Genomic DNA, 11,505 nt, shown 5'->3' on the forward strand with positions numbered 1-11,505 from the left:
CCCTTTATGCAGTTAAATTTTGTTTTACAAGTATCGGCTTAGAGACGCCATCTACGACCTCTTTGGAGATGATGACGTCATAGCCCTTAAGCTCAGGCAGATCAAACATAATATCGATCATAATCTCCTCGATTATGCTGCGAAGTCCGCGTGCGCCGGTTTTGCGCTTGATCGCAAGGCTTGCGACCTCTCTTAGCGCGTCGTCGTCAAATTTTAAATTTGCGCCGTCTATCGCAAAGAGCTTTTGATATTGCTTTAAGATCGCATTCTTCGGCTCGGTTAAAATTCTAACCATAGCCTTTTCGTCGATCTCATTTAGCGTAGCCACTACGTGCAAGCGCCCGATTAACTCGGGGATTATGCCGTAATGCACCAAATCGTCAGCCTCGACCATATTTAGCAAATTTAAGCTCTCTTTCTTGCTGCGCTTGGTTTGATTAAACCCTAACACGTTCTGCCCGATGCGGCGGTTGATGATCTCGTTTAGCCCGTCGAACGCGCCGCCGCAGACGAACAAAATATTTGTCGTATCGATCTGGATGAAGTCCTGATTTGGGTGCTTGCGGCCGCCCTTTGGAGGGATATTTACGACGCTTCCTTCGATGATCTTAAGCAGCGCTTGCTGCACCCCCTCGCCGCTTACGTCGCGCGTGATGCTGCGGTTTTCGCTCATTCGCGCGATCTTATCGATCTCGTCTACGAAAACGATACCGCGCTGCGCCTTTTCTACATCGCCGTCCGCGGCCTGCAAAAGGCGGGTGAGGATATTTTCTACGTCCTCGCCGACGTAGCCCGCTTCCGTTAGGCTCGTAGCGTCGCTAATGGCGATCGGCACGTCTAAAAATTTCGCCAAGGTCTGCGCCATAAGCGTCTTACCGCTGCCGGTAGGCCCGATAAGCAAGATATTTGATTTTGAAATTTCGGTGTCGTCGCCCTTTGCGTCGGTCTGCCTGAAAATTCTTTTATAGTGGTTGTAAACGCCGACGCTAAAAATTTTCTTAGCGCGCTCCTGACCGATGACGTAGCGATTTAGCACTTCCATCAGCGCCTTTGGCTTGATAGCCTCGAAATCGATCTCTTTATTTTGATTTTGTATCGCCTCATTTTGGCCCTCGCTGCCGTGGATGGCGGCATATGCCATATCGATACAATAGCTGCAGATAGCCGCCGTACCGTCGTCGTTAGGATAGATACGACGTCCGTCCGCGCCCGTCTCACCGCAAAAACTGCACTTGTTTGCCATTAAATTTTACCTTTATCTAGCGGAATCCCGCGTTTTGTGTTGATTATAAACTCGCACATCTTGCGCACGTTTTGATCGCTCGTTTCGTTTAATAAAATTTGCGCCTGCTCCTTTAAGCCCTTGCCTTGGTTGAATAAAAATTTATACGCCCGATTTATCGTCTCGACCGTCTCTTTATCGAAGCGGCGGCGGATGCCCGTTAAATTTAGCCCGCGAATATAGGCGCGATTTCCCTCGGCTAGGCAAAACGGCACCACGTCCTGACTAAGCGCGCTAGCCCCTGCGATCATGCAGCTCTCGCCGATTTGGACGAACTGATGTACGGGGGTAAGCCCGCCGATAACGGCATAATCGCCCATTACGACGTGACCTGCGAGCGTGGCGTTGTTGGCTAGGATTATGTTGCTGCCCAGCACGCAATCGTGCGCGATGTGGCAATACGCCATCATAAAGAGATTATCGCCGATGCGCGTAAATCCGTCGCCCTTATGCGAGCCCGAGCTAATCGTGCAAAACTCGTGAATCGTAGCGTTTTTGCCGATGATTAGCCCCGTTCGCTCGCCCTCTTCAAAGCTCATATCCTGCGGAATTTCGCCCACGATCGCGTATGAAAAAATTTTAGAGCCCTCGCCGATTTGCGTATCGCCAATGATGCGCGCGCCCTGCTTGATCGTGCAGCCGTCGCCGATTTTAGCCTGCGCGCTTACGAAAGCATACGGCTCAATCACAACCTCGGCTCCGATCTGTGCGCCGTCCTCGATGATCGCCGTGTGGTGAACTTTAGCCATCATTTATCCATTATCATTGCTTGAAGTTCAGCCTGCGCGGCCAATGTGGCGCCGTCGTTGATGTAGGCTTCGCCCTTTAGCACCCAGATGCGTCCGCGGTGTTTGATTACGCTGATGCGATACTCAAGCTTGTCGCCGGGGCGGACGGGACTTCTAAATTTAGCGTTGTCGATACTCATAAAATACACGACTTTGTCGCTTAGATCGACGCCCTCTTTCTCCATGCTCTTAAACGCCAGCACGCCGCCCGCCTGCGCTAAGCCCTCGATTATCATTACGCCCGGATAGATCGGGTGGCCAGGGAAGTGACCCTGAAAGATCTGCTCGTTGTAGGTTACGTTTTTATAGGCCTTGATACTTTCGCCTATGCTGAGCTCTTCGACGCGATCTATCAGCAAAAACGGAAAACGATGAGGTAGGATGGAGAGGATTTCGTTTATATCTATCATTTATCTGCCTTTTTTAGAAATTTTAGAATCTTATCAAATTCTTACTAAAATTTCCCTAACGTCTAAAAATATGCGCGAGAGCCCGTAAATTTGAACTTTGGCGGCTCTTATCTCGTCCGTGACGATGATCGGCGAGAGCGAGCCCGCAGCGCACAGGGCGGCGCGAGTTTTATTTTGACGCGCGAGACTCGGCGGGTTTTTTAGCATTTCGGATACGCTTTTGAAATTTGATCTTGAAATTTCGTTAAATTTCGCCAGACTTAAAATTTTAATCTCGCCCTTGTCGCTGCAAAAAATTTCGCACTTCCGCTCTATGCTAAACTTCACGTTTTCGCGCGTAAAATGCGAGCCGAATAGCACAAACGAAGGCGCTACACGCCCGTCAAATTTAATCCATGCACGGAGCAGGCGGTAGTTTAAAAACCGATCGCGCAGCACGCTAAATTTCACACCTTTTTTTTCGAGCGAGCAAAGCTTTTTGTAAAATTTCAATTTCTCCTCTACCGAAGCGGGCAAGATTTGCCGATCGATCGGCGACATTAGCTCGTAAATTTCGGCATCGCAGGCTAAATTTTGCTTCAAATCCGCCGTCAGACTTCCGCCCAAATTTCGTTCAGCCTTTCGTTGATCATTCCGCTGCGCCGCAAGCGCGTAGATGCAGCCGCAGTAGTTTTGATGATAGAGCGCGTCTTTTTTCGCGAGCGCAAACTGCTCGTTCGTGCCGCCGTTTTTACGAAAATCGGGCGCGATAAACTTCAGTCCGCAGCGCTCGCAGATGCGCTGTAGCGAGGCGCAAAGCTGAGAGTGCGATTTTTTGGGACTCATTAAAAGAGTCGTGGTGATTTTACGCTCGCCCAAACTTAGCGCGAGCTCGGCTGTTTTTTGCATGCGAAAATCAAAGCAAAACTCGCAGCGCGCGCCCTTTTCGGGCTCATTTTCAAGCCCGCGCGCGCCGTCTAGCCAGCCCTGAAAATCATACTCGCCCGGGATAAATTTAATCCCTAAATTCTCGCAAACCCGCTTTGCGTCGTGCATTCTAAGAACGTATTCGCCGTAGGGGTGTATGTTGGGATCATAAAAATAGCCTATTAGCGGCTCTTGCGTGAGCTCTTTTAAGCGGCGCAAAAAATAATCGCAATCGACCGAGCAGCAGATGTGAACCAGCAAAATTTAACCCTTTGCACGAAATTTTTGGATATAATTTTACGCTATCAAAATTAATGAGCGGAAAAATGAAAAATTTTTTTATAAAACACTGGCGTAAGTTTGCTTGCGGCTTGGGCGGATTTGCGCTATTTTACGTGCTCGCGGGCTTTTTCGGCGTGCCACTTTTTATCGAAAAGGCGCTGCCTAAAATTTTAGAGGGCAGAGCGAGCTTTAGCGTGCAGGACGCCAAATTTAACCCCTTTACCTACGAGCTAAACGTCACCAAGCCGGAGCTTAGCACTTTTAAGCCGCTATTTAGCGCCGATGAGATAAATTTAAAAATCGGTTTTTCAAAGCTTTTTAAAAAGACTCTCGCGGTAGAAATTTTGCACCTAAAATCGCCTAAATTTCACGTCGAGCGTGAGCAAAACGGTACTTTCAATTTCGAGCCGCTACTTTCGGAGCAAAAAAGCGAAAGCAAGGATGAAAACTCCAGCTTCAACATCACGCTGAATAATTTTAAGATCGAGCGCGGCTCTCTGGGCTACGTCGATAACTCCCTGAAAAGGCCGTTTTCGCTCATCTCGACCGAGCTAAATTATGAGATCAACGGACTAAATTTAAAGGACGAAACGATCGGCGAGCACGATTTAAGCGCCGTTTCGCGTACATACGACGCGCTAAGCTTCGATGGAGCCATTGACCTGGCGCCTCTTCGTCTGCACGGCAAGGTAGATATCTCGCGGCTGAAAATCGATCCGTTTTGGCTATCGTATCTCGATCCTAGCGGCGTGCGGTTTAAAAACGGCTTCCTTTCCGCTACTCTAAATTACCGATCGAGCCTCGATGAAAATATAAAATTTGCGCTTGAAAACTCAAAGCTCGAGCTGCAAAGTCTAGAAATTTTGCAAGATCAAAGCTTAATTTCGCTAGACTCGCTAAAAATCCCGAGCTTTGAGCTAAATACGGACATTTCGAATGAAATTTCAGGCAAAGTGATGATTCCGCAAGTTCTAGTTTTGGGCGCAAAATACGATATGGGCGAAACCAAAATTTCCACGGGCTTTGAGGGAGCGCGAATTGCAGATTTTGCGCTGGATTTTAATAAAACGGGGGCAAACTTGCGGCTAAACTCCGCCGTAAAAAGCGTAGATCTAAACCGCTCAAGCTTTGCAAATCCGCAAATTTCGGTCGTCTCAAACGATACTAAAATCACGGAAAATTTTTTGAAATTTAACGCCGAAGGTAACGATACGGCCCTTCATACGGGCTTTGGCGCCTTTAATATCGCGGACACGCAGATTACGCTAGCGCGCAGCGACAAAATTTCACTCGCCGCAACCGAGCTGGGCGCGTTTAGCTACGACAAAGAGGGCGCGCAAAACGGCGTAAGCCTGGAGTTCGCTAAAATTTCAAACTCCAAAATCGCAAACAAAAACGGAATTTTTAGCGGATTTGAAAGCTTCGGCGTGCAAGGGGTTAAATTTAACGTCGCGGATCTCGATCTGGGCGTGGATAAAATTTTGCTAAACGAGCCGTTTTTCAACTCGGAAGTGGACGTTAACGGCGCCAAAAGCATAAACGATCTGGCGATTTTAAGCGCGATCTCTAAAAATCCTGCGAGCTCCAAAAAAACGGCGAGCGCGGGCGATACAAACCCGGCGGATGTAAACTCTACGGCAAGCGGCGCAAATTCGGATTCTAAAAAGCCCGCCAAAAGCCCCGCTTTAAAATTTAAGATCGGCGAGGCCTCCGTAACCGGCGCAAAGGCTAAGATCGACGAGAGCTTTATCGTTAAAAACAACGTGCACGAGATCAAGGATTTCAGCGCCACGCTAAGCGGGCTAAGCTCGAATTTCGCCGAGCCTTTCGGTATCAAAGCAAGCCTTATCACGGGCGAGATCACCGCTAACGCGGACGGCAAGGCTAGTATCGCGCCGCTTAACGTAGGCGTGAACTTCAACCTAAATGCGCCGAACTTGAGCGTTTTTAACAAATACGCCGCGGAATTTATCACGGGCTCCATCGCAGGCGAGCTCGCTACGCAAGGGCAGCTGAAGCTTTCAAACACATTCTCGCTCGAAGCAAAGCTATCGGGCAAGGGCTTGGCGCTAAGCTCGGGCAGGGATAAAATTTTCTCCCTTGCATCGCTAAATGTCGCGCAAATCGCGCTGAGCCCAAACTCTCTCACGCTAAATAAGATCGCTCTTGGCTCGCCCGCGGCAAATATCTCGCTAAATAAAGACAGGCGTTTAAATTTGCTCTCGCTGATAAAGCCCGCCGCGCAGGCAAAACAGACCGCAAAGCCCGCCCAAGCTGCGCCTAATAGATCCGCAAAAAACGGGGCAAACTTTGCGTGGAGCGTAAAAAACATCTCGCTTAGCGGCGGAAGTTTAAATTTCACTGATGAGAGTCTAGCAACACCCTTTAAACTGCGCATCAGCGATATGAAAGCAAGCATCAGCGAGATCAGCCCGAAGCGAGCGGCGGATATCAAGCTTAGCTCGCTCGTAAGCGGAAGCGGGCTAGCGAGCATCACGGTGCGCGCCTATCCGCTGGATTTTAAACGCAAAAGCGATATAAACGTCGTTTTAAAGGAGATCCCGCTTGTGCCCGCATCGCCCTATACCGCCAAATATATCGGCAACGAAATCGCGGGCGGTAAGTTAAATTTAAAACTCGCCTACAAAATCGACGATGGCAAGCTAAACGCAAGCAATGATCTAAATTTAGACCGCTTCGAGCTTGGCAAAGAGGTGCAGAGCAAGGATGCGCTGAGCCTTCCGATCGGTCTAGTGGTATCGATTCTAAAGGACAGCGACGATCAGATCGATATTAGCTTGCCTTTAAGCGGCACGCTAAGCGATCCGAAATTTAGCTACGGCGCGCTTGTTTGGGGCGCGATCAAAAAGCTACTATCGGACATCGTACTAAGTCCGTTTAGATTTATGGGAAAGATCGCGGGCGTAGATACGAAAAAGCTGGAAAGTATCGATTTTGAGGCGGCGAGCAGCGAAATTTTAATCAGCGAAAGCTCTAAAATCGATGATTTAGCCAAGGTCGCAAAAGCTAAGCCCGATCTTAAGATCATTCTAAATTCTGCGTATAACGAAAAGCTCGATACTCACGAGTTTCAAAGGCGCTCGCTTCAAAACACGCTTACGCTGATGTCTAATAAGCAGGGGCTCTCCACGGATGAAGCTATAGCGGCGCTTAAGATCAAATACGGCATCAAAGCTAGCGGCGATGAGGCGATGGAGGAGCTGATAAGCGCGCAGAAATTTACCCGCTCCCGTCTTGATGAGTTAGCCCTTGCCAGAGCGGCCGCCGTGCAATCGGCACTCGTGCAGCGCGGCGTAAGCGCTTCTCGCATAGAGATCAAAAAGCCGAGCGAAGCCGAGCTCAAACAAAACAACTTCATCCCGCTAAACCTGGGTCTTGAAAAATAGCGTAAGCAAAATTTGGCTATACTAAGCGGACTGAATTTAAAGGATGAGCGATGATAAATATAGGAATTCACGGCGGAAGCGGCAGAATGGGCACGATGATCTACGAATGCCTGAAAAATTTCGATCAGGCACGAGCAAGCGTGATCTACACGGTCGCTCCGCTTGATTATACGCCGAGCTGCGCCGCAAGCCGCAGCTACGACGAGCTTTTTAGCGGCTGCGACGTCGTGATAGACTTTACGATCCGAGACGGCGCAATAAGCTTAATGAAATTTGCGCTTTCGCATCCAAAGCCGCTTTGCATCGGCACGACGGCTCTAGGCGAGGAAGGCGAGCGGCTACTGCGCGAATGCAGCGCAAAAATGCCCGTGCTGCACGCTACGAATATGAGCCTGGGCGTCGCGGTGTTAAACAAACTCGTAGCGCTTGCCAGCAGGAGCTTGCGCGATTTTGACTGCGAAATTTTAGAGATGCACCACCGCCACAAAAAAGACGCCCCGAGCGGCACGGCGATGAGCCTTGCGGAAAGCGCCGCAAGCGCGCGCGGGCTAAACTTAAAAGACGTGCGCGTAAGCGGTCGCGACGGGCTCATCGGCGAGCGCGGCAAAGACGAGATCGCCGTGATGTCGCTGCGCGGCGGCGATATAGTCGGGCGCCACACCGTGGGATTTTACGGCGAGGGCGAGTTCGTCGAGCTAAGTCATACGGCCACTTCGCGCGCGACCTTTGCCAGAGGCGCGATAAAGGCCGCAGTATGGCTAGCGTCCCAAAATAGCGGGCTTTACGGTATCGACGACTGCTTAGGAATCTAGGCTTTGCGGCTAAATTTAAGAGAATAAAATGCCAACTAAAGATGAAATTTTAAATTTTTTGCGTGAGCTAAAGCCTGAGCTTGAAAGCTTTGGAATTTACAAAGTCGGACTATTCGGTAGCTACGCCAAAGGCGGAGCGAATATCGCCGAGATGTTTAAAATTTCAGCCGATCTATTTGATGAGGCGCCGACAAAATGCCGGACGGCGAGCCGTCAATGATAAAACAAAATATAGATAAATTTCTAAAAAATAAAATTTAAGAGGTTAGAAAATGTGCGCAATCGTGGGAGTCATAAATTCCGAAGGTGCGGCTAAAACCGCGTATTACGGGCTTTTTGCCATGCAGCACCGCGGCCAGGAGGCAAGCGGCATCAGCTCGAGCTTCAACCATCACATCAAAACGATCAAAGCCACGGGGCTCGTGACGGAGGTTTTTAGCCCCGCGAGTTTTGAAATTTTAAAAGGCAACATCGCGATCGGTCACAACCGCTACGGCACCGCGGGTGCAGATAGTCTAAAGGACGCACAGCCCGTTGCGGGCAACTACGCTCTTGGGGAGATCTCTATCGTTCATAACGGAAATTTGATCAACAAAGACGAAATTCGCCACAAGCTCGTAAGCGAGGGGGCGATTTTTCAGTCCGGCATGGACACCGAAAACATACTGCACCTCATCGCCCGTAGCAAGCAGGAGCATCTAAAAGACCGCATCGTCGAAGCTCTGAATCAGTGCGTGGGCGCGTACTCGCTTCTGATTTTAAGCCGCTCGAAGATGTTTGCCGTGCGCGATCGCTACGGCGTGCGTCCGCTCAGCATCGGCAGGCTCAAAGACGGCGGCTACATCGTCGCGAGCGAAACCTGCGCGTTTGATCTCGTAGAAGCCGAGTTCGTCCGCGACGTGAAGCCCGGCGAGATGGTAATTTTCGAAGAGGGCAAGGATGAGTTCAGCTCGCTTGAAATTTTAAAAGCCGCGGAGGCTAGAATTTGCGCGTTTGAATACATCTACTTCGCGCGCCCCGACAGCGTCGTAGAGGGCAAAAACGTATATGAGGTCAGAAAAAAACTGGGCGCGGCGCTCGCGCGAAAATGTAAAGAGCTAAAAGCCGATTTCGTCGTGCCCGTGCCCGATAGCGGCGTGCCGGCGGCGCTTGGTTTCGCGCAAGAGAGCAAGCTGCCCTTCGAGATGGCGATCGTGCGCAACCACTACATCGGCCGTACCTTCATCGAGCCGACGCAAGAGGTACGAAATTTAAAGGTCAAACTCAAGCTAAACCCGATCGGCGCGGCACTGCACGGCAAGAGCGTCGTCGTCGTGGACGATAGCATCGTACGCGGCACTACGAGCAAAAAGATCGTCGAGCTTCTGCGCCATGCGGGCGCGGCGCACGTACATATGTGCATCGCAAGCCCGGAGCTTAAATATCCCGAGCGCTACGGCATCGACACGCCGAGCGTGCGCGAGCTGATCGCCGCAAATATGAGCACGGATGAAATTTGCAAATTTATAGGCGCCGACAGCCTCACGTTCCTTAGCGTACCGGAGCTCGTAGAAGCGCTTGGGGGCGAGCGCAAATACTCGCTCGTAAGCTTCGACGGCGATTATTTTATCAAGGATTAGCAAATTTAAAGGAGCAAACTATGACAAAATTTAAAATTAAGCGCGTCTATGAGAGCGCGGAGAAAGAGGATGGATTTCGCGTACTATGTGACAGACTTTGGCCGCGCGGCATAAAAAAAGACGCGCTGGAGCTTGATATGTGGGCGAAAGATATAACGCCTAGCACCGAAATACGTAAGCTTTTCGCGCATAAGCCTGAGAATTTCGCCAATTTTAAGGAGCTTTACCTGGCTGAGCTTGAGCAAAATCCCGCTGTGGCGGAGTTTTTAAAAAAGGTTAAAAACGAGCCGGTCGTCACGCTGCTATATGCCGCAAAGGACGAGCACTGCAACCACGCGATGATTCTGCGTGATTTTCTGCAAAGCAAGGTGCGCTGAAATTTTGCGCTCAAAGCGCACCGCTCGCCATAATTTTAAAGCAAATGTAAAACCGCCTCACTCGCCAATCCACTAGTAAAACCAATGTGCGAGGCATAGAATTCAGCGAACAGGCGTAAGCGGAGCGCTCTTAAAGCCTTGCCAGACGCGATTTGAGATAAATTTTCTATCCGGATGTAACTTCGCAGGTGCGCATAAAACAAACGCTAAATTTTGCGTCAGAGCTCTAAAAAACGCAGAATTTTATAAAAAGCGAATAAAATTTCAAGGAAAATAACTCGATTTAATATATGCAAATTTAGAATTTCATCTATTTTTTAACGCTATTTTTCATAATGCAAGCTAGGAATTTAAAAAGTGGGCTTAATATAAATTCGCAACAAATCAAATTAATTTCTTACACGCAGCATTTTTAAATTTCATTTAAGAATTTGCCGCTAATATTCGCCCATATTTTTTTAGAAGGAGCCAAAAATGGCAATCAGTGCAAGGAATCAACTTAACGTTGTGATCACAGAGGTAAAAACAGGTGCGGTAAACTCGCTAATCGTAGGCAAAACTAAGGGCGGCGACGTGCTAAAAGCGACCGTTACGACCGATTCCGAAAAAGGTCTAGATCTAAAAGCGGGCAAAGAGGCGGTATTTTTATTCAAAGCCCCAAGCGTCATCATCTCCAAAGGCGAGAACGATCTACGCTTAAGCGCGACCAACCAGATAAAGGGCAAAATCACCGCCGTTAAAGAGGGTGCGGTAAATGCCGAGATCAGCGTCAGAAGCGCCGGCGGCGAGAATTTAAGCGCAACCGTCACAAACGAATCGGTTAAGAATTTAGCGCTTAAAAAAGATGATGAAGTAACCGCAATCATCAAATCTACTCAAATCATCGTCGGCGTAAAATAATCCTGCGTTACGCGAAACGATGTGCACGCTTTAAACATCACAAAATCAAAGAGTGAAATTTTATAAATTTCGCTCCTTCTTCAAAAATCTCTTTTGATAAATCAAATTTCGTAGCAGCTCAAATCGCGCTATAAGCGCTCTTTTCTCTCATGCGCGCAGATACACCCCGCGCGACATCCAGCCCCAATCACACCAAGAGCGGTCTTACCCTATTTTACCGCAGTGCGCATTTTGCGCAGGATTTGCATCCATTCATCGCGCAAGCCCCACTAGCACGAGATATCTATGAAACGCGGGCTCCTCTTCACTCTGCCCGCTCGCTTATAGCAATGCGCTTTCATATTTTACGCGCTTGCTGCGGTGCTACTTTGCTCGGTAATGACCGATCATCACACTTTTACAGCGGCAGGCTCGGCATATCTTTTCGCGGCGGCGGTACGATGTTTTGCAAAATACTACGCGATGCGGTAAATTTTAAAATTTAAACTCTCCAAGCGCGACAGAGACACTTCGCAAAACCCACACCCGGTCCAAAAAGATCACGATACACACTTCACCCCCTACTTTGCCGCTTGCTGCGAAATTTAACCACTCTTGCGCAAATAAGACACGATGAGTTTTACGCCGATAACTTCGAGCCAAACGCTATTCGTGCCTCCATAGACGACAACATTAGCTAGCCGATGTGCACCTTTTAAATACACTTGTACCTTGCAAGCAAT

10 protein-coding genes are annotated in these 11,505 nt (G+C 49.2%); 6 read left to right on the forward strand and 4 right to left on the reverse strand.

All coding sequences use genetic code 11. The annotated features are described in order from the left end of the window. Positions 1-4: 4 nt before the first annotated feature. Genes clpX through Q0117_RS00130 form a run of 4 tightly spaced genes read right to left on the reverse strand, consistent with a single transcriptional unit; the run spans position 5 to position 3,647 of the window. On the reverse strand, positions 5-1,243 hold the full coding sequence (gene clpX / locus Q0117_RS00115; protein ID WP_177386944.1) for an ATP-dependent protease ATP-binding subunit ClpX: 1,239 nt from the start codon (positions 1,241-1,243) through the stop codon (positions 5-7). Then, on the reverse strand, positions 1,243-2,031 hold the full coding sequence (lpxA, locus tag Q0117_RS00120; protein ID WP_297920843.1) for an acyl-ACP--UDP-N-acetylglucosamine O-acyltransferase: 789 nt from the start codon (positions 2,029-2,031) through the stop codon (positions 1,243-1,245). Before lpxA ends, clpX begins: the two co-directional genes overlap by 1 nt. After that, a complete protein-coding gene (gene fabZ / locus Q0117_RS00125; protein WP_297920846.1) occupies positions 2,031-2,480 on the reverse strand; it encodes a 3-hydroxyacyl-ACP dehydratase FabZ in 450 nt (149 codons plus the stop codon). The genes lpxA and fabZ overlap by 1 nt, the downstream gene beginning before the upstream one ends. A gap of 33 nt (positions 2,481-2,513) precedes the next feature. Further along, positions 2,514-3,647: an epoxyqueuosine reductase QueH gene (locus Q0117_RS00130; RefSeq protein ID WP_297920849.1), complete on the reverse strand. Its 1,134-nt coding sequence runs from the start codon at positions 3,645-3,647 to the stop codon at positions 2,514-2,516. Between the two features lie 65 nt (positions 3,648-3,712). Here Q0117_RS00130 and Q0117_RS00135 point away from each other — a divergent pair, with 65 nt between their 5' ends. The 6 genes from Q0117_RS00135 to Q0117_RS00160 all read left to right on the forward strand — a co-directional run bounded on the left by Q0117_RS00135 (position 3,713) and on the right by Q0117_RS00160 (position 10,783). Then, positions 3,713-7,075: a DUF748 domain-containing protein gene (locus tag Q0117_RS00135; RefSeq protein ID WP_297920852.1), complete on the forward strand. Its 3,363-nt coding sequence runs from the start codon at positions 3,713-3,715 to the stop codon at positions 7,073-7,075. A 50-nt stretch (positions 7,076-7,125) separates the two neighbouring features. Next, positions 7,126-7,887 (forward strand): 4-hydroxy-tetrahydrodipicolinate reductase, encoded by a 762-nt coding sequence (gene dapB / locus Q0117_RS00140; RefSeq protein WP_297920855.1) that lies wholly within the window; start codon positions 7,126-7,128, stop codon positions 7,885-7,887. Positions 7,888-7,915: 28 nt separating this feature from the next. Next, positions 7,916-8,107 carry a nucleotidyltransferase domain-containing protein gene (locus Q0117_RS00145; RefSeq protein WP_297920858.1) on the forward strand — a complete coding sequence of 64 codons (192 nt, stop codon included), beginning with the start codon at positions 7,916-7,918 and terminating at the stop codon, positions 8,105-8,107. A gap of 52 nt (positions 8,108-8,159) precedes the next feature. Further along, the gene (gene purF / locus Q0117_RS00150; protein WP_297920861.1) at positions 8,160-9,506 is read left to right on the forward strand and encodes an amidophosphoribosyltransferase; all 1,347 of its coding nucleotides are present in this window, start codon (positions 8,160-8,162) and stop codon (positions 9,504-9,506) included. Positions 9,507-9,526: 20 nt separating this feature from the next. Continuing rightward, a complete protein-coding gene (locus Q0117_RS00155; protein WP_297920864.1) occupies positions 9,527-9,883 on the forward strand; it encodes a DUF488 family protein in 357 nt (118 codons plus the stop codon). Positions 9,884-10,357: 474 nt separating this feature from the next. Then, on the forward strand, positions 10,358-10,783 hold the full coding sequence (locus Q0117_RS00160) for a TOBE domain-containing protein (protein ID WP_297920868.1): 426 nt from the start codon (positions 10,358-10,360) through the stop codon (positions 10,781-10,783). The last annotated feature ends 722 nt before the right edge of the window (positions 10,784-11,505 follow it).

The sequence above is a fragment of the uncultured Campylobacter sp. genome (genome assembly GCF_937997535.1).
Taxonomy (GTDB): Bacteria; Campylobacterota; Campylobacteria; order Campylobacterales; family Campylobacteraceae; genus Campylobacter_B.

Excerpts from the sequence above, each read along its gene's own strand:
- clpX (WP_177386944.1), bottom strand. The coding sequence starts at position 1,243 with ATGGCAAACAAGTGCAGTTTTTGCGGTGAGACGGGCGCGGACGGACGT.
- lpxA (WP_297920843.1), bottom strand. The coding sequence starts at position 2,031 with ATGGCTAAAGTTCACCACACGGCGATCATCGAGGACGGCGCACAGATC.
- fabZ (WP_297920846.1), bottom strand. The coding sequence starts at position 2,480 with ATGATAGATATAAACGAAATCCTCTCCATCCTACCTCATCGTTTTCCG.
- Q0117_RS00135 (WP_297920852.1), top strand. The coding sequence starts at position 3,713 with ATGAAAAATTTTTTTATAAAACACTGGCGTAAGTTTGCTTGCGGCTTG.
- dapB (WP_297920855.1), top strand. The coding sequence starts at position 7,126 with ATGATAAATATAGGAATTCACGGCGGAAGCGGCAGAATGGGCACGATG.
- Q0117_RS00145 (WP_297920858.1), top strand. The coding sequence starts at position 7,916 with ATGCCAACTAAAGATGAAATTTTAAATTTTTTGCGTGAGCTAAAGCCT.
- purF (WP_297920861.1), top strand. The coding sequence starts at position 8,160 with ATGTGCGCAATCGTGGGAGTCATAAATTCCGAAGGTGCGGCTAAAACC.
- Q0117_RS00155 (WP_297920864.1), top strand. The coding sequence starts at position 9,527 with ATGACAAAATTTAAAATTAAGCGCGTCTATGAGAGCGCGGAGAAAGAG.
- Q0117_RS00160 (WP_297920868.1), top strand. The coding sequence starts at position 10,358 with ATGGCAATCAGTGCAAGGAATCAACTTAACGTTGTGATCACAGAGGTA.